Annotated in this window: 20 protein-coding genes; 3 read left to right on the plus strand and 17 right to left on the minus strand. The window is 63.2% G+C overall.

Annotation, left to right across the window (positions count from 1 at the left end; all coding sequences use genetic code 11):
- Positions 1 to 24 precede the first annotated feature (24 nt).
- Entirely contained in the window at positions 25 to 360 is a 336-nt protein-coding gene (yajC, locus tag ASG39_RS18565) for a preprotein translocase subunit YajC (protein WP_062596464.1), read from the minus strand.
- Between the two features lie 245 nt (positions 361 to 605).
- Between yajC and ASG39_RS18570 the strand changes: the two genes are divergently transcribed.
- Positions 606 to 1490, plus strand: coding sequence for an ATP-binding protein (locus ASG39_RS18570; RefSeq protein WP_062596465.1), 885 nt, complete (start codon positions 606 to 608; stop codon positions 1488 to 1490).
- Between the two features lie 103 nt (positions 1491 to 1593).
- Here ASG39_RS18570 and ASG39_RS18575 read toward each other — a convergent pair whose 3' ends face one another.
- The 13 genes from ASG39_RS18575 to ASG39_RS18635 all read right to left on the minus strand — a co-directional run bounded on the left by ASG39_RS18575 (position 1594) and on the right by ASG39_RS18635 (position 16962).
- Positions 1594 to 3165 (minus strand): peptidoglycan DD-metalloendopeptidase family protein, encoded by a 1572-nt coding sequence (locus ASG39_RS18575; RefSeq protein WP_062596466.1) that lies wholly within the window; start codon positions 3163 to 3165, stop codon positions 1594 to 1596.
- Between the two features lie 139 nt (positions 3166 to 3304).
- On the minus strand, positions 3305 to 3955 hold the full coding sequence (locus ASG39_RS18580; protein WP_244481270.1) for a biotin biosynthesis protein BioC: 651 nt from the start codon (positions 3953 to 3955) through the stop codon (positions 3305 to 3307).
- A gap of 207 nt (positions 3956 to 4162) precedes the next feature.
- Positions 4163 to 4816: a protein-L-isoaspartate(D-aspartate) O-methyltransferase gene (locus ASG39_RS18585; protein ID WP_062596467.1), complete on the minus strand. Its 654-nt coding sequence runs from the start codon at positions 4814 to 4816 to the stop codon at positions 4163 to 4165.
- 59 nt (positions 4817 to 4875) lie between these two features.
- A complete protein-coding gene (gene serS, locus ASG39_RS18590) occupies positions 4876 to 6162 on the minus strand; it encodes a serine--tRNA ligase (protein WP_062596468.1) in 1287 nt (428 codons plus the stop codon).
- Between the two features lie 106 nt (positions 6163 to 6268).
- Positions 6269 to 7087 carry a twin-arginine translocase subunit TatC gene (tatC, locus tag ASG39_RS18595; RefSeq protein WP_062596469.1) on the minus strand — a complete coding sequence of 273 codons (819 nt, stop codon included), beginning with the start codon at positions 7085 to 7087 and terminating at the stop codon, positions 6269 to 6271.
- Entirely contained in the window at positions 7084 to 7908 is an 825-nt protein-coding gene (gene tatB / locus ASG39_RS23485) for a Sec-independent protein translocase protein TatB (RefSeq protein WP_082477358.1), read from the minus strand. The genes tatC and tatB overlap by 4 nt, the downstream gene beginning before the upstream one ends.
- A 63-nt stretch (positions 7909 to 7971) precedes the next feature.
- The gene (locus tag ASG39_RS18605; RefSeq protein ID WP_062596470.1) at positions 7972 to 8229 is read right to left on the minus strand and encodes a twin-arginine translocase TatA/TatE family subunit; all 258 of its coding nucleotides are present in this window, start codon (positions 8227 to 8229) and stop codon (positions 7972 to 7974) included.
- Between the two features lie 253 nt (positions 8230 to 8482).
- Entirely contained in the window at positions 8483 to 9187 is a 705-nt protein-coding gene (gene scpB, locus ASG39_RS18610) for an SMC-Scp complex subunit ScpB (protein WP_062596471.1), read from the minus strand.
- Positions 9180 to 9992 (minus strand): ScpA family protein, encoded by an 813-nt coding sequence (locus tag ASG39_RS18615; protein WP_156468210.1) that lies wholly within the window; start codon positions 9990 to 9992, stop codon positions 9180 to 9182. Before ASG39_RS18615 ends, scpB begins: the two co-directional genes overlap by 8 nt.
- A gap of 84 nt (positions 9993 to 10076) precedes the next feature.
- Positions 10077 to 11093, minus strand: a complete 1017-nt coding sequence (nagZ, locus tag ASG39_RS18620; RefSeq protein ID WP_062596473.1) for a beta-N-acetylhexosaminidase — start codon at positions 11091 to 11093, stop codon at positions 10077 to 10079.
- Positions 11094 to 11252: 159 nt separating this feature from the next.
- A complete protein-coding gene (locus ASG39_RS18625; RefSeq protein WP_062596474.1) occupies positions 11253 to 13751 on the minus strand; it encodes an SPOR domain-containing protein in 2499 nt (832 codons plus the stop codon).
- Positions 13752 to 13878: 127 nt separating this feature from the next.
- Complete coding sequence (gene argS, locus ASG39_RS18630) at positions 13879 to 15639, minus strand: arginine--tRNA ligase (protein WP_062596717.1); 1761 nt, start codon at positions 15637 to 15639, stop codon at positions 13879 to 13881.
- A gap of 105 nt (positions 15640 to 15744) precedes the next feature.
- Positions 15745 to 16962, minus strand: coding sequence for a deoxyguanosinetriphosphate triphosphohydrolase (locus tag ASG39_RS18635; RefSeq protein WP_062596718.1), 1218 nt, complete (start codon positions 16960 to 16962; stop codon positions 15745 to 15747).
- A gap of 198 nt (positions 16963 to 17160) precedes the next feature.
- Between ASG39_RS18635 and erpA the strand changes: the two genes are divergently transcribed.
- Positions 17161 to 17493, plus strand: a complete 333-nt coding sequence (gene erpA / locus ASG39_RS18640; protein WP_062596475.1) for an iron-sulfur cluster insertion protein ErpA — start codon at positions 17161 to 17163, stop codon at positions 17491 to 17493.
- A gap of 81 nt (positions 17494 to 17574) precedes the next feature.
- Here erpA and ASG39_RS18645 read toward each other — a convergent pair whose 3' ends face one another.
- Entirely contained in the window at positions 17575 to 19038 is a 1464-nt protein-coding gene (locus ASG39_RS18645; protein ID WP_062596476.1) for a phospholipase D-like domain-containing protein, read from the minus strand.
- 220 nt (positions 19039 to 19258) lie between these two features.
- Between ASG39_RS18645 and xth the strand changes: the two genes are divergently transcribed.
- Entirely contained in the window at positions 19259 to 20065 is an 807-nt protein-coding gene (gene xth / locus ASG39_RS18650; protein WP_062596477.1) for an exodeoxyribonuclease III, read from the plus strand.
- Positions 20066 to 20133: 68 nt separating this feature from the next.
- Here xth and exoR read toward each other — a convergent pair whose 3' ends face one another.
- Together exoR and ASG39_RS18660 are read right to left on the minus strand one after the other, a co-directional pair.
- Complete coding sequence (gene exoR, locus ASG39_RS18655) at positions 20134 to 20931, minus strand: exopolysaccharide production regulator ExoR (protein ID WP_062596478.1); 798 nt, start codon at positions 20929 to 20931, stop codon at positions 20134 to 20136.
- 617 nt (positions 20932 to 21548) lie between these two features.
- On the minus strand, positions 21549 to 22805 hold the full coding sequence (locus ASG39_RS18660; protein WP_062596479.1) for an OmpP1/FadL family transporter: 1257 nt from the start codon (positions 22803 to 22805) through the stop codon (positions 21549 to 21551).
- Between the last annotated feature and the right edge of the window lie 346 nt (positions 22806 to 23151).

A 23151-nucleotide genomic window follows, 5' to 3' on the forward strand; every position in this document is an offset into this window, starting at 1 on the left:
GTCGTCTTAGCCGCAGGCGGCCCGTTATTCCTTGACGGGTTCGCCCTTGACGCGGACTTCGGTCACACCACTGCGTACCACACGAATCTTGATGCCGTCAGCAATTTCCACTTCGAGCTCACCGTCGTCGATGACCTTCGTAACCTTGCCGACGATGCCGCCGCCCGTGACGACCTGATCGCCGCGACGGATGTTCTTCAGCAATTCCTCGCGGCGCTTCAGCGCGCTGCGCTGCGGACGGATGATCAGGAAGTACATCACGACGAAGATCAGCAGGAACGGCAGGATGGACATGAGAATGTCCGCGCTGCCGGCGCCGGTTGCACCTGGCGTCTGCGCGAAAGCTTCCGTAATGAACATCGATCACTCCTCAAAAAACAACAATAGCGGCCGGAAGGGCGGAACGCCCTTTCGCGGAATGGCCGCACTATAAGAATGGCCGCTGCGATTGCAACGCGCCGAACCATGCCTCTCGCATAGTTTATCCCGACGCAGAAGGACTTTTCACCGAAGCGGTGACCTTTCCCCAGGCTAGGACGCGTGTTAGCGCAGCCTTGAGACCAAGCGAACGCGCCGTCCGCGATCGCAGGCAAGAGGAGACCGGCATGAGCGAAGCGACACTCGAACGGCTGATGGAGGAGGTTCGCAGGCTGTCTGCGGCGGTGGAACGCATCGCGGGGCCCGCACCCGCGGTCAACGACCTCGATGTGGCGGAGTGTTTCGTCTGGGCACCGTCGCGGGCGCATCTGCAGCCCGTCGCCCGCCCGAACCGGATCGAGCTGTCCCTGATCCAGAGCGTCGATCATGTGCGCGACATCCTGCTCGATAACACATTGCGGTTTGCGGAGGGATTTCCGGCAAACAACGTCCTTCTCTGGGGTGCCCGCGGCATGGGCAAATCCTCGCTGGTCAAATCCGTCCACGCCGCGGTGATCCAGCGCACGGGCGTGCCGCTGAAGCTCGTGGAGGTGCATCGCGAGGACATCGCCACCCTTCCCCACCTCATGGACATCCTGAAGGCGGCTGCGGTTCCCTTCATCGTCTTCTGCGACGATCTCTCGTTCGACCATGACGACACATCGTACAAATCGCTGAAGGCCGTGCTCGACGGGGGCATCGAAGGGCGACCTGGCAATGTGCTGCTCTATGCCACCTCCAACCGCCGCCACCTGCTGCCGCGCGACATGATGGAGAACGAGCGCTCGACAGCGATCAATCCCTCCGAAGCCGTCGAGGAGAAGGTGTCGCTGTCGGATCGCTTCGGCCTCTGGCTCGGCTTCTACAAGTGCAGCCAGGACGACTATCTCGCGATGATCGACGCCTATGCGGAGCATTTCGCGCTCCCGCTGGCCAGAGAGGCGCTGCACGCGCAGGCGCTTGAGTGGAGCACGACGCGCGGCGGCCGATCCGGGCGGGTGGCGTGGCAATTCATTCAGGATCTGGCGGGCCGGACGCGAACGCGAATCCTGGACACGGATAGCCGTTCCTGAGGACCGTGAAGCGCCCTGCCCGCAAATCCAAGCAAAATCCCCGGACGTGCCGGGGATTTGTCTGTCGTCTCGGAAGATCGGATGCTGGTGTCGTGACCGACGCCTATTCGAGGTAGGTTGCCGGGTTCACCGCAGTCGCATTCTTGCGGACTTCGAAGTGGACCTGCGGCTGCGTTGCCGTGCCGCTCATGCCGGAGGCTGCGAGCGTCTGGCCGCGCTGGATCTTCTGGCCGCGCTGGACCTTCAGCTCCGAGGCGTTGCCGTAAACCGTGACGGTGCCGTCGTCATGGCGGACCAGGACGGCGTTTCCGAGTTCCTTCAGGCTGCTGCCGGAATAGATGACCACGCCGTTTTCGGCTGCCTTGATCGGGGTGCCCTCGGGGACCGAGATGTTGATCCCGTCATTGCGGTTGCCTTCGACATTGGCGCCGTAACCGGCGACGACCGCGCCGCGCACCGGCCAGCGATACTTGCTAATGCCGGTTGCCTTCGGGGCATCTGAGCCATCGTCCTTGGCCGCGACCTCGTTGACCGACTGCTTGGCGACGGCCGGCGTGTACTCGGTCGGCTTGGAGGCATCGGCCTTTGCCTGCTCCACCTTGGCCGATTTCGGCTCGAGCTTCGGCGCGGAAGCTTTCGGGGCGACCGATGCCGTGGTGACCTCGTCCGTCCCGGGCTGGGCCGCGTTTCGGGCAACCGACGACGTCTTCGGCAGCTTCAGAGCCTGGCCTACGCGGATCGAGCCGTTCGTCAGGCCGTTCTCGGCGCGCAACTGATCGACCGAAACACCGTTGGCCTTGGCGATACGGTTGAGCGAATCGCCGGCCTTGACCGTGTAGGTGCCCGCCGTGTCGCCTTCGCCCGTCAGCGGCTGCTTGCCGGTGGTCGCACCATTGGCAAGCGAACCCTTTTCGCGGCTCTGCGTCTGCGTCGGCAGGATGGCAACGTCGCGGTTCTCGGGGAGAACCGGCTTGTTCTTCTGCTTGTCGACATCGAGGGCGGTGGCGGCCTGCGATGCGGAGGCCTTGGCCGCACTTCCGGCTGCGCCGTATGTGGGGATCAGGATGCGCTGACCCGGCTCAGCGTCGGAGCCGCGCTTCAGGCCGTTCGCCTTCAGGATTTCCTTTTCCGGCACGCCAAATCGGGTGGCCAGCGAGGCCGTCGTATCGCCCTGACGCATCAGGACAGCCGGGGCGTTGACGGTGGACCAGCCGCTGGTCGGCCGAACGGTCGCGGTCGTGACCGGATCGGGCGCGGCCAGCGCCGGCACACGACCCTGCGAGGCGGAAGCGGTCGAGGGGAAAGGCTGCGCGCTCGGCCGACGCGTCGGCTCTGCCGTGGGATCGGCGAGCGTCGTCCGCTGAACGTTCATCGGCGTGGAGGCCACCCGCGTCCGGGAGACGGGCGCGGCACCGGCCGGATCCGGGTACGCCTGATTGACGGCGGCCTGACGCGTGTTGGACATGGGCGGCATGTTGCCGCCGCCGTCGACATCCCCGCCCGGAACGCTTGCGCTCGGAATGGAATTGGTCGTCGTCAGGTCGGACGAGCGTGAAAACAGCCCTCCGAAGCGGGACGAGTCCGAACTGCAGCCACTCGCCGCGCTCGCCAGGAGAACGGCCACTCCCAGACGGACGACCGATTTATGAACAGATGACGATACACTTAAACGCATGACGCTTACCTACTTGGAACATAGCCCCGATGTAGGTTTATTAAAGCGTATTAGAGTTACCGGCGGGTTAAGACCCCGTCACGCTTTCCGGTTTTCCGTGTGCGTAATTCGGTTGTAACGGAGAAAATCCACAAGCAGATCAAAAGCTTTCGCGATAAAAGCGCTCGATCTCGGAATGCTCGGCGCGGCTCTCGGTCACGTCCTCGTAGGACACCGAGCCGGTATCCCAGCCGAACTTGTCGCCGGTGATCATGACGGCCGGCGCATCGCTTCCCTGCTCGGAGGAAACAGGCTTTTCGCCATCCAGAAGGACGTCGACCAGGGTCTGGAACCCACCTGCCGCATCGAGACCCGACTCGTCGTCGTATTCCACGGAGCGCAGGCCGGCGACGGCCGCATCGCGGGTTCCGAAATAGCGAAGGCTGTCCTGATCGTCCGGACGCAGATTGTCGTAATAGTCGATGAAGCCGCGGTAATAGGCCTTGTAGTCGCCGGTTTCGCCATACTTGCCGAAGGCCTGGTATTCGCGTGCGGCGAGATGCGGCGAGAGCTTGTTGTTCCATTCCTCGCGCGTCAGAGGCGGGTACTTCTCCTGCGCACGCTTGGTGCGCGACAGGAAGAGAAGCGTTTCGGCGGAGAGGGAGACGCGGGAAGAGGGATCGTAGCTGCCGCCGATGGAAACCACGGGCGTCGAGGCCTCGCGATTTTCGACATCGGGCCGGACCGGAGATCGCGGCGTCCGCTGGCCCGCGTCGTTCGTCGCGATGATCGTTTTGCCTGCAATCTGCATGGACATGCTCCTTGCGCCTTCACGCCCCGGGAGCTTGCACCTCTGCTAAGCTCTTTGAGGTCTTCCTTGGGGTAGATCCCAAGGCTTGCGCCAGGCTGGAGTCGGTTAACGCGCTGTTAACCCTCTTGATTTGCCTGCGTTCCCCGCGACTAACCGGTAAGGCAGTGCTTCAGTCTGCTTACCAACGAGCGGAGCGGATCCTGATTCTCACAGGAAGGCTGCCATCTTCGGCACGATCGGAAGGTAAGGCGCTTCGAAGAGATCCTCGCGGTCGAAGCGGCTTCCGGTCCGGGTCAGACGCACCATGCGGCACTCCGTCTCGCTCACCATGATGGGGACAAGAAGCACGCCGCCGGAGACGAGGTGATCGGAGAACACGCGCGGCAGGCTGTCGAAAGCCGTGGTGACGAGAATGCGGTCGAAGGTCCCCTCGCCGACCAGGCCCGCACTGCCATCCGCCTGCCGGACGATGACGTTGCGAAGTCCGAGCTTATCGAGGTTTGCCTGGGCGTTGGTCACCAGCGTCTTGTAACGCTCGTAGCTGAGCACACGCTCGGCGATCCGTCCCATCACGGCAGCGGTAAAGCCGCTGCCGGTGCCAATCTCGAGAATGCGCTGTCCCGGCTTGACGCCGAGGGCGTGGAGGGTGCGCACCGCAAAGTCGAAGCCTTCCATGAAGGACCCGCAGTCCAGCGGTACGATGCGGGGAGACAGAGCCTCCTTCTGGTACGGCGCCGGGGCGAACAGGGTGCGAGGCGTCTCCTCGACGGCGTTCAGCAAGCCCTTGTTGGTGATGCCTTCCGCACGCAGACGCAGGACAAGCGCTGCAAACCCTTCCTGCTCCAGAAATCGTGTCGCCATCCGCCTGCCTCCCCTCCCGTTCGCCACGCAGCCCGATTTCGCGGGCCGCGCCATGCGCGCTATCCGCGTGCGGCTTCGATCCGCGTCAGTCCGCCCATATAGGGCTGAAGAACGTCCGGGACGGTGACGGAGCCATCCTCGTTCAGATAATTCTCCATAACCGCGATCAGGGCGCGACCGACGGCTGTGCCGGAACCATTCAGCGTGTGAACGAACTTCAGCGCCTTGTCGTCCTTCGAGCGGTAGCGCGCGTTCATGCGCCGGCCCTGGAAGTCACCGCAGACGGAGCAGGAGGACACTTCGCGGAAGGTGTTCTGGCCCGGCAGCCAGACTTCGAGGTCGTAGGTCTTGCGAGCGCCGAAGCCCATATCGCCCGTGCAGAGCGTCAGGACGCGATAATGAAGCCCTAGGCGCTTCAGAACCTCCTCCGCACAAGCGGTCATGCGTTCGTGCTCGTCGATCGCCGTCTCGGCATTGGTGATGGAGACGAGCTCGCACTTCCAGAACTGGTGCTGCCGCAGCATGCCGCGGGTGTCGCGCCCTGCGGACCCGGCTTCGGAGCGGAAGGACGGTGTCAGCGCCGTGTAGCGCAGTGGCAGCTTTTCGGCCTCGACGATCTCTTCCCGCACGAGATTGGTCAGCGTCACCTCGGCCGTCGGGATCAGCCAGCGGCCATCGGTCGTCCGAAACAGGTCCTCGGCGAATTTGGGAAGCTGCCCCGTCCCGAACATGGCGTCGTCGCGCACCATCAACGGAGAGGATACCTCGGTATAGCCATGCTCGCTCGTGTGGAGATCGATCATGAACTGCCCGAGCGCGCGTTCCATGCGGGCAAGAGGACCGGTCAGCACCGTGAAGCGGGAGCCCGAAAGCTTGGCGGCGCGCTCGAAATCCATATAGCCGAGCGCTTCGCCGATTTCGAAGTGCTCCAGCGCCTTGTGGTTCCAGCCGGGACGCGTGCCGATCGTGCGGGTGACGATATTCGCATGCTCGTCGGCGCCGACCGGGACATCGTCGAGGGGGATGTTGGGAAGACGGGAGAGAACGTCGAGAAGCTCGGCATCGATCGCGCGCGTCTGATCCTCAAGCGCCGGCATCGCCGTCTTGAGTTCGGTCACGTCGGCTTTCAGGCGGTCGGCCAGCTCGGCGTTTTTCTGCGCCATCGCGGCCCCGATCTCCTTGGAGGCGGCGTTGCGACGGGATTGCATGTCCTGAAGTGCCTGGACGAGGCCGCGGCGCTTTTCGTCCAGTGCGATGAGGCTTGCGGCCTGGGCGGGGGCACTGCGCTTTGCCAGTGCCGCGTCGAGCGCTTCGGGATTGTCCCGCACCCATTTGATATCGAGCATCGATCAGTCTCCGGACGTGAGAGACCCGACACTCCGCAGGAAACACGGACGACGCCGCCAGGGCCTGCCGGGCCGCGTCAAGGCCGTCTCACTCCGTTTCAGAAGATCAATCGGTCTTGTCGTCGGCTTCCGCAAGCTCCCGCGACGCCGCATCCTTGGCGCGCTGGCGCTCGATGAGTCGGGCCGTATAGATGGAAATCTCGTAGAGAAGGATCGCCGGGATCGCAAGGCCGATCTGGGAGACCGGGTCCGGCGGGGTCAGGATGGCCGCTGCGATGAACGAGATGACGATCGCATATTTGCGCTTCGCAGCCAGCGTCGCGGCCGTCACGAAGCCGACGCGTGCGAGCAGCGTCGTGATGACGGGAAGCTGGAACACCAGGCCGAAGGCGAAGATCAGCGACATGATCAGGCTCAGATATTCCGAGACCTTCGGCAGAAGCTGGATCGAGACTTCGCCCTGCCCGCCCTCCTGCTGCATGTTGAGGAAGAACCACATCACCATGGGCGTGAAGAAGAAGTAGACGAGGGCCGCACCGAGAAGGAACAGCAACGGCGATGCGATCAGGAAGGGCAGAAACGCGGCACGCTCGTTCTTGTAGAGACCGGGCGCCACGAACTTATAGAGCTGCGTCGCGATCATCGGAAAGGCAATGACCAGAGCGCCGAACATGGCGACCTTGATCTGCGTGAAGAAGAATTCCTGAGGTGCGGTATAGATCAGACCGGCCGCACGATGATCGAGCCCTGCCCAGGACACAGCCCACTTATAGGGCTGGACGAGCACGTTGAAGATCTGCTTTGCGAAGAAGAAACAGACCAGAAACGCCACGAAAAATGCGCCGACGGCCCAGATCAGTCGGGCGCGCAACTCGATCAGATGATCGAGAAGCGGCTGGGGCTTGTCTTCGATATCGGCGCTCATGCCTCGTCTCCGCTCTTCGGCGTGATCGGTGTCTCCAGCGGTGCATCGGCTTTAACCGCCTTCTTGCGCCGGCTGATCTTCGCGCCGATCTCGGCGACCTCGGCGTCGCCGGCAAGGGCCGCTGCACGCTTGCGGGGCTTCGCCGGTGCCGTGTCCGGTTCGGCTGTGACCGGCTTCTTGCGGGACGAGACGACCGGCTGTCCCTCACCCGCCGCAGCCACAGACTTTGCAACCCGCTTTCGCGGTTTCGGGCCGACGCTCGTGCCGTCTGCAAGCGGTGCTGCAGCCGCCACAGGGGCAACGGCCGCAAACGGCGTGACCGTGGCGAGCGGTGCGGCAATTACGGGAACAACGGGCGCAGAGACGACAGGTGCGGGAGCGATCTGATGTGCAGCGTTCGTGTCCGGCGCGGGCCCCTCGGCCACGGCAACCGGCTGCTCGGCCGGCGTTGCGACAGAGGCCGCGATCTCCGGCGCGGGGGGAATATCCGACATGACGGCCGCAGGTCTTTCGTCGGGCCGCGTCGCTTTCTGCAGATCCGCCTTGATGTCGTTGCCCATCTGCCGGAGCGGATTCATCGCCTCGCGCAAGCTGTGTGCCGGGTTCAGTTTCTGCGCGTCGCTCAGCGTCTTGCGCACGTCGTCGAGATCCGCCTCGCGCAGCGCCTCATCGAACTGATGGCGGAAATCGGTGGCCATACCACGCATCTTCGACATCATCTTGCCGAAGGTCCGGAGCATCGGCGGCAGGTCTTTCGGGCCAACGACGATGATCAGGACGATGGCGATGACAACAAGCTCGGTCCAGCCGACGTCAAGCATTCTCAGGAACTCCGCACATCATGAGGGATCGCGCAGCAGATGCTGCGCGCCCGTACTGCCTGATCAGCGTACTTCGTCGGATTTATGTTCGACGGTGCGCGGATCGATCGGAGCGGCCTTGTCGTACGGACCCTTCTCGTAGCCCGGCTTGTCGTAACCGGGTTTGTCGGCGGCATCCGTCTCGTCGTCGGTCATGCCCTTCTTGAAGCTCTTGATGCCCTTGGCGACATCGCCCATCAATTCGGGGATCTTGCCGCGACCGAAAAGCAGCAGGACGACCACGAGCACGATGAGCCAGTGCCAGATGCTGAATGAACCCATTCTCTTAAAACTCCCTGCAAATCCGACAAACCCATCCTGGATGGCCCTGCCTGCCCTGTTCCGTTTTTTTCAAAGCGTTGGCCGGCGTTACCACCCTGCCCGCAGCCCTTGGTCTTTGTCGGCAGACGCGATTCTCAAGATGGAAACGCGGCCCTGCTTTTCGGACAAAGATCTAAAGGAAACGGCGATGGCGCGCAATGCTCACGCTGTTCAATCCAGCGCGAGCACCGGCCCTCTCCTCAGCCTGCATTTTTCAAGCCGGTTCTTCGCCACTTGGCGGGAGAAGGCCGAGCTCCTCGAGGTCGAGGGCGGTGATCGGGTCCTCGTCATCCGAGAGGTCGTCGTCGCCTGACGGCAGCGGGACATGAAAGTCGGGCGGGATGCGACCGGCGAGCAGGCCGGCGCCCTTCAGCTCCTCCAGTCCGGGCAGATCCCGGAGATCCTCGAGGCCGAAATGATCGAGGAAATCGCGGGTCGTCGCGAAGGTCACCGGGCGCCCGGGCGTGCGCCGGCGACCGCGAAAACGCACCCAGCCCGCTTCCATCAACACGTCGAGCGTGCCCTTGGAGGTCTGGACGCCGCGGATATCCTCGATCTCGGCGCGGGTGACCGGCTGATGGTAGGCGATGACGGAGAGGATTTCGAGCGCCGCCCGAGACAACTTGCGCACCTCCTGCGCGTCCGACGACAGAGCGAAGCTGAGATCCGCCGCCGTTCGGAACGCCCAGTGGTCTTCGACCTGCACGAGATTGACGCCGCGCGTCGCGTAGAATGCCTTCAGGCGCAGCATGATGCTGCCAACATCCGTCCCGAGCGGCAGGCGTTGCGCCAGATAGGTCTCCGACACGGGTTGTGCCGCGGCGAAGACCAGCGCTTCGGCTACTCTTTCGAGCTCGTCGGCGCGATGAACGTCGTCTCTGTCCCGGACGAGGACGTCGTCCTCCTGGATCTCAGCCATTTCGCGCTTCCAGTTCTGCGATCTCGCCCTCGGTCATCGGGTTTTCGCCCAGCCGGACATAGATCGGGGCGAAGGCTTCTTCCTGGCGAATTTCCAGCCGGCCCTCGCGAACCATTTCGAGCGAAGCGGCAAAGGCGCTGGCGATGGCACTGACGCGCTGGCCGGGATCGCCGACATAGCGCAGCAAGAAATGATCGAGCGCGGTCCATTCGGATAGGCCGCCCATCAGCCGCGCGAGAATAAGCCGCGCATCCGCCAGCGACCAGACCTGCCGCCGCTCGATCGTCACCTGCATCACCGCTTCGCGCTGGCGCAGGCTCGCATAGGCCTGCAGCAGGTCGTAGAGCGAGGCCTCATAGGCTGAACTGCGCTCTACCGGGATATGCTCGGGTGCGCCGCGCGCGAACACGTCGCGGCCGAGCCGATTGCGGTTGACGAGCCGGGTAGCGGCATCGCGCATCGCCTCCAGCCGCTTCAACCGAAACGCCAGAGCCGAGGCCATCTCCTCGCCCGACGGGCCGTCATCCTTGTGCGGTTGGGGAATGAGGAGGCGCGATTTCAGGAAAGCGAGCCAGGCCGCCATCACGAGGTAGTCGGCGGCCAGCTCCAGCCGGATCGAACGCGCGCTTTCGATGAAGGCGATATATTGTTCGGCAAGCGCCAGCACCGAGATCCGCGACAGATCCACCTTCTGGTTTCGCGCCAGATGCAGCAGAAGGTCGAGCGGACCTTCGAAGCCGGCGAGATCGACCACCAGTTCCGCCTCGTGTAGCGCCCGCTCGTCGGCCTGCCACTGGGCGTCCATGGGGACAGTGCCGCGCGCGCGGTCGCGGCCGTCGCCGGGGGTCATCTGGCGCGGACCCGGTATCGTATCTCCGACAAAGAGACGTCAGACACTCGGGAACATCTCCAGGAACTCCGCCCGCAGGGTTGCCTCGTCCGAATCATCCGGTTCGCGGAAGCTCGACGCCGCGATGTCGGCGCGCCGGAGCGACGCACCGGAAAGTTCCGGCACGACGCGCGACACAGCCTGCATCTCCTCCATGATCCCGTGGCAGTGAAGAACGAGATCGAGCCCGGCCTCGACAATGCCTCTCGCCCGCGTCTCCATGTCGCCCGCGAGCGCATTCATCGAGACGTCGTCGGACATCAGAAGGCCGTCGAAGCCGATATGCCCGCGGATGATCTCGTCCACGACCTTCCGCGACGTCGTCGCGGGGCGCTCGGGGTCGATGGCGGTGAAGACGATATGGGCCGACATGGCCATGACCTCCGACTTCAACGCGACGAAGGGCACGAAATCGCTGACGGCCAGTTCCTCGAAACTCCGATCGACCACGGGCAGCTTGTGATGCGAATCGACGAGCGCGCGACCATGGCCGGGCATGTGCTTCATGACGGGCAGCATTCCGCCGGCCTTCAGGCCTTCCGCCCCAGCGGCGCCGAGGGCGGCGACCGCCTGCGGGTCGCGCGAATAGGCACGATTGCCGATCGCCTCGCTCATACCATCCGCCGCCACGTCGAGAACCGGCAGGCAATCCACGTTGATGCCATAGCGCATGAGGTCGAAGGCGTGAAGCCGCGACATGAGCCACGCAGCCCGAAGCCCCCGCGCGGAATCGGCGTGAAACTGTGCGCCGATGGCGGCGGCATTCGGATAGGCCCCGGCCAGCGGGGGACGGATGCGCTGGACACGTCCACCCTCCTGGTCGATCAGAACGAGCGCGTTCGGATTGCCGATGCTGTCGCGCAGGCTCGCGACCAGATCCGAAATCTGCGTGGCATCGCCGATATTCCGTCCGAACAGGATGAAGCCCCAGGGGCGCTCGTCCGCGAAGAAGGCCTTTTCATCGGACGTCAGCGACAGACCCTTGCAGCCAGAGATGAATGCTTTCGATCCGCTCATCGCGTTCCCTCATGCTTTTTCATTCGACATCTATCATGTGGTTTAAGGACGGATCGCGTCGGAGAGCAAGGCTATTGCGCGCATGCCGGCGTCTCCCCGCCTTCAAACGACGAAGGGCGCGGCCGAAGCCGCGCCCTGTGAGACCGTTCGGTCTGAGTCTTAACGCGTGACCAGGCAGCTGCCGCCAGCGCTCTTCAGGCGGGAGCAGAGAGAATTCGCCTCGTCGCGGCTGCCGGCCGGGATGCGGACGCGGTAGTAGGTACCCTTGCCGGCGATTTCAGCCTTCTTGATGTCGACGCCACGGCCGGCGATGACGCTGCCGAACTTGCCGGACAGGCTCTTGTAGGACTTCTGCGCTTCGGCTTCCGACGGCAGGGAGGCAACCTGAACCACATAGCTGCCGGGTGCGATCGATGCGGTCTGGACCGGCGACGGTTCGGCGGGCACGCTTGCGGGCGTGGTGGCCGTGGTCGTCGCGAACGTATCGACAGGCTTGCGTGTCGTCGCCTTGGCGGTCTCGACCGGCTTCGTCTGCGGGCGCGCCTCGGGAAGCGGCTGGGCCTTCGCGGTTTCCGCCGAAGCGTTCGACACCGTCGCATCGGCAGCCGCAGCAAGCGCTGCGACCTCGTCCTGTGCAGGGGTCGCCAAAGCCGGCGTATTCGGCGTGCTGGCCTTCAACGTCTTGGCGGCAGGCGCGACCGCGGCAACGACCGGCGCTTCTTCCGGTGCCAGGTCTTCGCGGGCGACCAGCGTGCCGTCCGGGCGGACGATCATGGTGCGGACCTTGCGTGGTGCAACGGCGGGGGCTGCATCCTCGGCTGCGGCACTGGCCTGCGCGTCGCCATCGTCCGGCATCAGGCGGTCGGCACCTTCGTCGTCGGCCGGCAGGCCGTCGAGGCCGTTTGCACCTTCGAGCGGCAGGCTTTCCGGCGTCAGCGTCCGCTGGACGACATCCATCGGCTCCTCGGTCGAGGAAACCAGCGTGCCCTGCTGCGGTGCTTCTTCCTGCGCACCCGCGACCCGGTCGTAAACGGCCTTGTCCTGATTCGGCACGGTCTTGCCGCCCTTCTCGAGAGGAACCATCTTGGTCGGGGCCTTGTCGGCAAGAATGATCTGCGGCTCGCCGCCGGCAAAAGAGGATCCGACATTGCCCATCATGGTATAGGCACCGACACCGCCGGCGATCAGCACGATGGCCGCCGCGCCTGCGAGAAGGAACAGCTTGCCGCGCGGACGGGCATCGTTGTCGTTCCCATAGGCCGGCTCTGCGGAACGGTCGCCCTGCCCGATCACTTCCTGGCGCTGACTCATCGAACGGCGGAAGTCTTCTTCCATCGCCCGCTCGAAATCGGCAAATTCTTCGTGGGACGACCGGGCCGGCGCAGCGGCTCCGGCAATGCCGACCGCAGCAGCGGCGGCGACACCGCTATGTCCGCGTTCGGATTCCTGACGTCCCGCACTGAAGATCTGCGCCATTTCGGCGTCGATATCGAGATCGTAGTCACCGGAATCAAGCTGCAGATTCTGCTCCTCGATCACGGGAAGCTGGGGCACGTCGATTTCGCCGGTGGCCGCAACGCCGTAATCCGCCTCGGCAATCATCGAGGGATCGAAGGGCAGCTCGGCCTCCGTAAAGGCCTCGACCGGCTCCTCGATCGCCGCAACCTCGTCGGCTGCCATATCGAGTTCGATGTCGATGTCGGAAAGATCGATCTCGAAATCGTCGAAGTTGAAATCAGGCTCGGGCTCTGCGGCGGCTACCGGCACGGGCTGCACGGCGGCGGCGGCGGCGATCGGAGGCGCGACGAAGGCGGCGGCCACTGCAGCCGGAGCCTGCACGCTTGGCGCCCGGGGCGCTGCTGCACTTAGAGCCTGCGCACGCTGAACCGGCGCACTGGAAGCCGGCGCACTGGGAGCCCGCGCAACAGGAGCCTTCATGACGGGGGCAGCCACCACAGGTGCGGCAGCAACCGGCGCCGGCATGACCGGAGCGGCGGGGGCCGGAGGCAGAGGCGTTGCAAAGGTGCGGTTTGCCCCGGTGCTGAGCGCCACAGGCGTTGCGCGGCTGAAGTTCGGCGTGAAGGGAAAATTGTTCTTCCGTGCCGCTTCAGTGGCAACAGCCGGACGGACCGGCGGATTGGGAACAGCGAACGATTCGACAGTGTCCAGCAACGGATCGACGTGAGCGCGAACAGCGGGGACGGGCGCGACCGGCATCTGCGGCACATGGACCGGCTCGGCCGCAGACCCGAGAGACATTTCGAGTTCGTCGCCGAGATCGAGCGCCGGTTCGGGATGGCGAACGTCGGCAGGACGGGGCTCGGAACGAACCGGCTCCGAAAAAGCGTGGACGGCAGGCTCCGGCTGAGCATCGAATGTCGGCTCGACATGACGCGGCGCCTGCTGCAGGGGCTGCGGCGCGAACACCGGCTGAGCATGCGACTGTGCGGCAACAGGAACGGGTTCGACGATCGCCTGCAACGGGGCGACGGGCTCGGGTGCCGCGGGCGTGTCGTACGCCTCGAACTCGCGCATCAGCTCCTCTTCCAGATCGACGATCGGGTCGTAGCGAACCGATTCCCGATGACGTTCCAGCTCTTGGAGCTGCTGCAAGGCGGGGCGATTGTCGTAGCCGACAATGCGGGCCAGTTCGCTCAACGGATCTTCATCCGGGAACGCGTTCGGGTCCACATCTGCGCTTCGTGCCAACTGTTTGTCTGCCATTCGCTCCACTCACAAATACTGGGCCGGTCGTGCCAGTCCAATATGGGGAAATGGTGACATGCTATCGCATCTCGTTCGGGGCGTCCGTCCCTGTGATATCAAGGCCGGACCTCAAAACAGAGGCAACCGCATGCACCAGTCCTAGTCTGGCAAGGCTCAATTCTCTACTTTTATCGTTAATAAAGCGTAAGCCCGGAAAATCTTTGCCCTTGTTCCAATGCCCATGGAACGAACTGGCCAGATCGTACAGATAAAATGCGATGCGATGCGGTTCCTGCGCCAGTGCAGCCGATTCGACGATACGCGGAAATTCTGCCAGTTTCGCGATCAACTGCAACTCGCTCGGATCGGCGATATGGGTTCCCAAAGCCGCGGGGTAATCGATGGCATCGAGGTCGAGATCCGGAAAGGCTTCGGCCGCCTGCCGGAAGATCGAGCGGCAGCGCGCATGCGCGTACTGGACATAGAAGACCGGATTGTCCTTCGACTGCTCGGTGACCTTGGCGAAGTCGAAATCGAGCGGCTCGGAATTCTTCCGGTAGATCATCATGAAACGCACGGAATCGCGCCCGACCTCGTCCACGACATCGCGCAGCGTGACGAAGTCGCCGGAGCGCTTCGACATCTTCACCGGCTCGCCGTTGCGGTAGAGCTTGACGAGCTGGCAGAGGAGCACAGTGAGCTTGACGGAGCCGCCGGACACGGCGCGCGCCAGCGCTTCCAGCCGCTTGACGTAGCCGCCGTGATCGGCGCCCAGCACATAGATCATCTCATCGAAAGCGCGATCGAACTTGTCCTTGAAATAGGCGACGTCGGCGGCAAAGTAGGTGTAAGACCCATCCGACTTGATCAGCGGACGATCGATATCGTCTCCGACGTCGGTCGAGCGGAACAGCGTCTGCTCGCGATCCTCCCAGTCTTCCGGCACCTGTCCCTTCGGCGGCGGCAGGCTTCCCTTATAGACATGGCCCTTGAACGTCAGGTCGTTGATGGCAGCGCGAATACGCTGCGCTCCATCGGCATGGAGCGTGCGTTCCGAGAAGAAGACATCGTGATGCACGTTGAGCGCGGCCAGATCCTCCCGGATCATCGCCATCATCGCGGCAATGGTGCGCTCCTTGACGAGCGGCATCCAGCCGTCCTCGGGCATGCCGAGCAGGCTCGCGCCGAATTCCTGCGCCAGCGCCTCACCGACCGGGACAAGGTAATCACCGGGATAGAGACCGGCTGGAATCTCGCCGATCGTTTCGCCGAGGGCCTCGCGATAGCGCAGCATGGCGGACTTGGCGAGCACGTCGATCTGCGACCCCGCATCGTTGATGTAGTATTCCTTGGTCACGTTCCAGCCGGCAAAGCCGAGGAGGTTCGCCAGGGTATCGCCCACAACGGCGCCCCGGCAGTGGCCGACATGCATGGGACCGGTCGGATTGGCCGAGACATATTCCACATTAATCTTGCGCCCGGCGCCGACCGTGCTGCGGCCATAGTCGTTTCCGGCCGTGACGATGGCGGCGAGAAGACGCTGCCAGTAGCCGACCGACAGGCGCAGGTTGATGAAGCCGGGACCGGCGACCGAGACTTCGGCGATATCGGCATCCTGCCGGAGGGCGGCCGCGATCGTCTCGGCCAGGGCGCGCGGATTGGTGCCGAGCGGCTTGGCCAGCACCATGGCGGCATTGGTGGCGACATCGCCATGGCTCGGATCGCGCGGGGTCTCGACCGCCACGCGAGCGAAATCGACCTCTGAGCGATTTTCCTTCACCAGATCAATGGCTTCAAGGACGTTCTTCACTCTGGCTTCGAGATCGGTGTAAATGTTCATGATATCCATCGTCCGGGAGGGCGCGCCTCATCAGGCCGCGGTCCGCATCAAGGTGGCCCGGCTCTCGACGGACCGAAATCCTCAACCGGGCGGGTGGCTGGCGCTCTAGCGCAAATCCGGGGTGTGGTCAAACAAGCGGCGGTGCGTCGCGATCGCATAGGTATCGGTCATTCCGGCGATGTAATCCGCGACGTGGCGGGCCTTTGCAGGCTCGGCAAGGCCGGCGATCTGGTCAATCCAGTAGTGCGTCTGCATCTCGCGCGGCTCGGCCATGAACGCGTGATAGAGATCGACCACGATCCGGGCGGCGTTTTCGCGGACCCGCATGACGTCGGTGTGCCGGTAGATGCGGGTCATCAGCATGCGCTTGATCTGCCGGTCGGTCTCGGCCATTGCGGGCGAGAAGGTCGCAACGACGCGACCGGCGTTCCGGACATCCGTCGCGCTCTCGGGGCGCAGATCGCGGAGGTTCTCCTGCGCAACGCCGATGACGTCCTCGACCATGGCGGTGATCTGCCGCCGCATGATCTCATGGGTGAAGCGGGCTGCCTCCAGGCCGGGATACTTGGCGCGAACCTCCTGCATGAGACCGGCAAGGAACGGGATTTCCTCCAGCATATCGAAGGTCAGATAGCCCGAGCGCAGGCCATCGTCGATGTCGTGCGTGTTGTAGGCGATATCGTCGGCGATGGCGGCCACCTGCGCCTCGAGGCTTGCAAACGTGCCGAGCTCGAGATCGTACAGGGCGCAGTAGTCGAGGATCGGCTGGGGCACGACGGGATGGCGGGGATCGGCGGACGGGCCCGTGAGAGGTCCGTTGTGCTTGACCAGGCCCTCGAGGCTCTCCCATGTCAGGTTCAGGCCGTCGAACTCGGCATAGCGCCTCTCCAGCTTGGTGACGATGCGAAGCGACTGGGCGTTGTGATCGAACCCGCCATAAGCCGCGAGCACCTCCTGAAGCGCGTCTTCGCCCGTGTGGCCGAACGGCGTGTGGCCGAAGTCATGGACAAGCGCCACGCCCTCCGCCAGATCCTCATCGAGGCGCATGGCGCGCGCCAGCGCACGCGCGATCTGCGCGACCTCGATCGTGTGCGTCAGCCGGGTCCGGTAATGATCGCCATCGGCCGCGATGAAAACCTGGGTCTTGTGCTTCAGCCGGCGAAACGCCGTGGTGTGGACGATGCGGTCGCGGTCGCGCTGGAAATCCGAGCGGGTCGTGCTGGTGCCCTCCGGGTACAGCCTTCCCCTGCTCGTCCAGGGATCGGACGCGAAAATCGCCCGCTGGCCCGTGCCGAAACCCAGTGCATCCTTATCCAAAGCCATTTGCATGCAGCATCCCATTGACGCGGTTTTAAAGCCTTCATACCTATAGTGTCGGCCGCATGAAAGCATGGACTGCGATCCTACGCGACGATCCGTTCAGAATCATGACGTTGGCGGCCGCAACGCAGACCATGGATACGGATTTCTTCGTAACCGACGACAAACTCTCCGGATCTTGACCCCGGCAGGAGACAGTAAATGACCGACACCACCGTAACGCTCTCCGATTCCGCCGCAAAGCGCATCGCCACGATCCTCAGGGCGGATAGCGACAAGCACGCCATGCGCGTCTCCGTCGAAGGTGGCGGCTGCTCAGGCTTCTCCTACAAGTTCGATCTGGTCGATGACGGCTCGGCGGACGATCTCGTTCTGGAAAAAGGAGAGGCCAAGGTTCTGATCGACAGCCTGTCGCTCGTCTATATGGAAGGGTCCGAGATCGACTTCGTCGACAACCTCCTCGGCCAGTCCTTCCAGATCCGCAACCCGAATGCCGTCGCGAGCTGCGGCTGCGGGACAAGCTTCTCGATCTGACGCCTCCGGCGGATCCGACTGAAGGTGTCGGATCCGAAAAAGACCGCAAGTCTTTGTAATTATTTAATTACATATGCGGCTTCAGAGATAGGGCGAGCCCAGCCAGAAGAGCCGATCGAGCAGACGTGTGAAAAACGGTCGCGCGCGGAGCGCCGCAAGGGTCACCTCGCGCGACGCGCTGCGGACATCTTCGAAACGGCGATCGAGGTCGGCGGCGAAGGTCGGATCGAGCACTTCGAGGTCGATCTCGAAGTTCAGACGCAGCGATCGGGGATCGATGTTCGATGAGCCGATATAAGACCAGCGTCCATCGATCGTCAGCAGCTTGGAATGGTTGAAGGCGCCTTGCGCCCGCCACACACGGCAGCCGCCCTTCAGCACCTGATCGAACTGCGCCGTCATAGCGCGATCGACGAGCGTGAGGTTGTTGACGGCGGGTACGACGATATCGACGTGGACGCCCCTCAGCGCCGCCGTGACCAGCGCGCTCACCAGTTCCCGGTCCGGCAGGAAGTACGGCGACATGATCCGGATGCTCTTTCGGGCGACCGAGATCGCTCCCATGATCATCTTGTGATTGGCTTCGTTCGCCCGATCCGGACCTGTAGGTATGACCCGCATGATCATCGGCGATTTTCGCTCGCTGTCCGGCGGCGGCGTGACGCCCCAGACGTCGCCTTCCAGCACTTCGGCATTGGCGAATTGCCAATCCTCGCAGGCGACGTGCAGAAGATCGGCGACCACGGGTCCCCGAACCTCGAAATGCGTGTCGTGGGCTTCCTCGCCCGTCGCGAACTCCGAGGTGAAGCCCGCCCGGATGTTCATGCCCCCGGTAAAGGCCACGCCGCCATCGACCACGAGGATCTTGCGGTGCGTCCGCAGATTGGCATAGGGCAGCCGCAGGCCCATGACGATATTGCCGTTGAAGGTTCGTGTGGTGACGCCGCCCTTGCGCAGGTAGCCGACGATGCTGGGCACGGAATAGCGGGCGCCGACCGCGTCGATCAGCACGCGCACCGCGACACCCCGCTCTGCGGCAGCGATCAGCGCGTCGGCAAAGCGCAGGCCGACCGGGTCCCGGTCGAAGATATAGGTTTCCAGCAGGATCGAGCGGTGCGCGCCTGCGATCGCCTCCAGCATGCGCGCATAGGCGATGTCGCCGCCTTCCAGCATGACGATCTGGTTGCCGGCCGACATGTGGTGCCGGCTGACCTTGTCGCCGAGCACTTTCATGGAGCAGAAGCGTTGACCGAAACGTTCGGCAACGAGGGCATCGGTGACGTCGAACCGCCGCAGCGCGTCAGCCGTCCTGTCTTTCAGGAGCGACCGCTGCAGGCCGATGGAGCTGCGCCGGATGCGATTGATCCCCGCGACGGCATAGATGATGGCGCCGAGGACGGGCGACAGGACAATCACGCCGACCCAGCCCAGCGCCGCCCGCACCTCATCTTTCGTCATGGTGGCGTGGATGGCGGCGGGAACGCCGAGAAGCACCGAGAGAACGGCAAGAATATGCGGCCAGTAGGTGGCAAGCGTCTGGATCATGCTCCCCGACTTATCCCTTCTCATCGACAATGGCGTGACGTGCCGTGCTGACTTAGCGCAGACAGGCGCAAAGGTGTATCGCAGAGCGGCGATTCTTGCCCGCCGGCTCTCACCCTGCGACGCGCGCAAGCGCACGGCAACGCCGAATTTCCTCCGGCTGCGTTTGTCAATTCGGCCGGTGCGCTTTAAGACGACGGGGCAGCCACGGGAGACAGAGACCATGAAGATCGCGACCTGGAACATCAACGGCGTCAGGGCCCGTATCGACGCTCTCCTCGCCTGGCTGCAGGAGTCGCGGCCCGACATCGCCTGCCTGCAAGAGATCAAGACAGTGGACGAGGGCTTTCCCAAAGCCGAGATCGAAGCGCTCGGCTACCACGTCTTCACCCACGGTCAGAAAGGTTTCAACGGCGTCGCCCTGCTGACCCGGATCAAACCGGACGAAATCACCAATGGGCTTGCCGGCGATGACGAGGACGCCCAGTCGCGTTTCATCGAGGGCGTCTTCTCGATCGAGGGCGGCGTGATCCGGGTCTGCTCGCTCTATCTGCCGAACGGCAACCCGCCAGAAACCGAAAAATACACCTACAAGCTGGCCTGGATGGAGCGGCTCCAGTCCTTTGCCGCGGCGCGGCTGATGCTCGAGGAACCGCTGATCCTTGCCGGCGACTATAACGTGATTGCGGAGCCGCATGACTGCTGGGATCCGCGCGTCTGGGAGAACGACGCGCTCTTCCTGCCGCGCACGCGGGCGGCGTTCCGCCGGCTTGAGCAGCTTGGCCTGACCGATGCGGTGCGTGCCACGACCGACGCGGCCTCGCATTACTCCTTCTGGGATTACCAGGCCGGCGCCTGGCCCAAGAACCATGGCATTCGCATCGACCACCTGATGCTGTCACCCGAAGCGACCGATCGCCTGATATCGACCGATATCGAGAAGCACGTCCGCGCCTGGGAAAAGCCGTCCGACCATGTTCCGGTCATTGCGCATTTCGACTTCAAGCCGAAAGAGGTCGTGGCGGCGTAAAAGACAGCGCCAGCCATCGTCTGAGAGACTACGCGGCGGCCCGCGCGTCGCGAAAGCGAAGGCCAGTTTTAGTCGGCTTCGCCGGACCGGATCGTGTGGGACATGTTGATCGCCACGCGGCGGTCGGATTCGGTGGCCAGAGAGAACGCCTGTTCCTGCATCGGCTGCAGCCACTGCCGATCCTTCGACGAGCACTGGTCGAGCGCGGCCGTCATATAGGCAAGACCACGGACAGTCTGGCCTTCCTGGAAGATGACGTTTCCAAAGACGCCCATCGCACCGGCGTGGCCCTTCTTGCGGGCGCGGTTGAGCCACTTCTTCGCCTGCTGAACGTTGACGCTTCCGCCATCGCCCGAGAGCAGCATCTTTGCCAGCTGGAACTGGGCTTCTGCGACGCCGAAGGTCGAGGCGGCCTGGAAATAGAGCTGGCGCGCCTGGCTGAGATCGGCGGACACGGGGGTATCGGGAATTCCGCGGCGGTAATAGCCGGCGAGCGAGATCAAAGCGTTGACGAAATAGCCCGTGTCCTGCGACCCTGGCTCGACACCGTTTTCGGCGATCTCGCTATAGATCTTGAAAGCTTCGAGGTCGTTTTCGGTCACGCCGTCGCCATCGGCATACATATTCGCCAGAGCCCAGCGGGAGGCCGTATGGCCCTTCTCCGCGGCGTAGCGATAGGCTTCGACCGCTTCGTCCTTGCGGCCGTTCTTGTAAGCGGAGAAGCCGAACTTGAAGAGCGCGAACGGACCCGATTCCTTCGTCACGCCTGCATTTGGATCGAAGGCGCGAACCGCGCCGCATGACGCCCCAAGCGCAGCCGCCAAACTCAATACCACCAACGTCAACGACCTGCATTCGCGTAGCATATTCGTCAAAATCTTCCGTTCAACCCGGCTCGCTTCATGTTCGATCCGGCGCTTCCCCACTCGCTTCATGCCTTGACGGAATGCTGCGGCGACCCCTCGCCCGCATCCCCTCGTCGCAACCGGTGCCGGTTGCCGTCGTCCCACCGACAAAAGCCAGCCTAGCGCCGATTTTCGGCGACACTGCGGCCCGTCTTCAACCCTCGGCGGAACCGGGGTTCCCCCTACCGGTTTCCCCGCTGACATTCTCGAAGTTCGCCATGTAACATCATGAAACATCACTACTTCGTTTCCACCGCCAAAAATTGTTCCCGTTGCTGCACACTGAGGCTTCAGGGGGAACATTCTCCGGCTGAGGGGAGATCGATGCTCTTTGTTTGTGGCGGGAAATAGACTGAAACAAGGGCCCGCCGGGGCCGCCAAACCATTCACTCGGCGTGTTGCGGAATCATCACAAATCGCGTGTGTCCGGGCGCTTTTTCCCGTCGCCGAAGCATTGCGGAAACGTCGCGCGACATCCGCCGCCCTGAGATCGGCACTCGACCGAGAGCAACCCCCAAATGCAAAAAGCGCCCGGCTGTGAACCGGGCGCCTCTGGATAGGACATCGCGTACGAAAGATCAGAAGCGAACCTTCAGGGAGGTGGACACCGCGGTGACGACGTCGTTGCCGTAATCGTAGCTCACGTCGTCTCCGAACGGGACGCCGTTGACCGTTGTCGAGCGGGAAGAACCGCTCGTCAGGATGCCGACTGCACCGGCGAGGCGGAATTCGACATTTTCGACCGGCTTGTAGGCGACGCCCGTCCCAAGCGTCCAGGTGTCGCTCTGCGTGTTGATCACCGTGCTGGTGCCGCGATCCCATGTGAGGCTGAGAGCACCGCTCCACTGATCGTTGAACTTATGCCCAACGCCTGCGGTGACCGTCAGCCCGTCGCGATAGAGGAGATCGAGACTGGTGCAGGGTGTCAGCGGGCTCGCCGTTGCAGGGCAGAAGCCGACCGACTGCAGCACGCTCCAATCGGTCCACTTGATCGAGCCGAAGGCAAGCCAGTCGGGCGCGATGCCGGTCTGGATCTTGTACTCCAGCGACTGCGGTACGGATGCTTCCCCGGTTACCGCGTATTTGCCGAACGTGATCGGGACCGCTGGTCCAAGCGGACCGGGCACGGTCACCTCCGTCAAGTCGATCGTTCCCTCGATGTCGTCGAACTTCACTTCGCTGTTGTAGACGAGGCTCGTCAGGAAGGCATATTCGGGAATCTCATAGGCCAAACCGACGCGGCCACCCCAGCCATTGTCTTTCAGATCGAGGCGCCCGATGCCGTTGCCCGTGCCATAGAAGTTCGGAGCGACCAGACGCTCCTTATAGCCTTCGACTTCCTGATAGAAGCCGCCGGCGATGACGCGGATCTTGCCCGGCCCCATGGCCCACTTATAGGAACACGTCACCGCATAATTGTCGGTTTCGATCTTCGTTTTGGTATTGTCGTTGGCTCCAATCCAGTTGCGGCCGGGATTGAGATCGGCGCCGAAAGGCTGCGAGTAATCGGCCATGCAGTCGATGCCGCTATCGCCGAGCGCTGCCTTGATACCGACGCGCGGGACCCAGTAGCTTTCGGTGTCGCGCACCGAGGTCGAACCGCCGCCGAGGCCGTTCGAGCCGAGACCGTTGGCAGGATTGGTGTCACGGGCGTTCTTGAGATCGCGCTGCGGATTGACATAGGTCGTCGTGGCTTCCAGCGCATAGGCGGAGGGATCGAACAGAAGATCGATGTTGTAGCCACCGCGCTCCAGGCCACCCGCGTGAGCCGACGTGGCCGTCATCGCGGCGAGAACGGCCGTCGTGATCGCCAATCGTGTAAAACTGATATTCATGTAACCTCCCACTCAATCGGCGGCATACCCTCGGATGCCGCCTGGTTGAACATGAGGGTATTCGAATACACCACAAATGCAATTCCCAGAAATTGATGGTTACATCTCGTTACGTGCAAAAATTGACGTAAGAATTTCGTCTGCACGCCAAAAACGTGCGCATTTGGAAATTTTTTTCTAAGGTTGCCCTCTTAATCCAGACAGCTGGCATGAATTTGCTCTCGCGCCTCCACTGTCACCGACAAGTCACAACCTGCCCTTTTTCTGACATGTTTCATTGCTGCGCTGCGTCAAACGGGAGCTTTCGACCGTATCCAGACCAGAACGCCGTGATCATCGTCGCCGG

Source organism: Rhizobium sp. Leaf371, from assembly GCF_001424045.1.
GTDB lineage: Bacteria > Pseudomonadota > Alphaproteobacteria > Rhizobiales > Rhizobiaceae > Ferranicluibacter.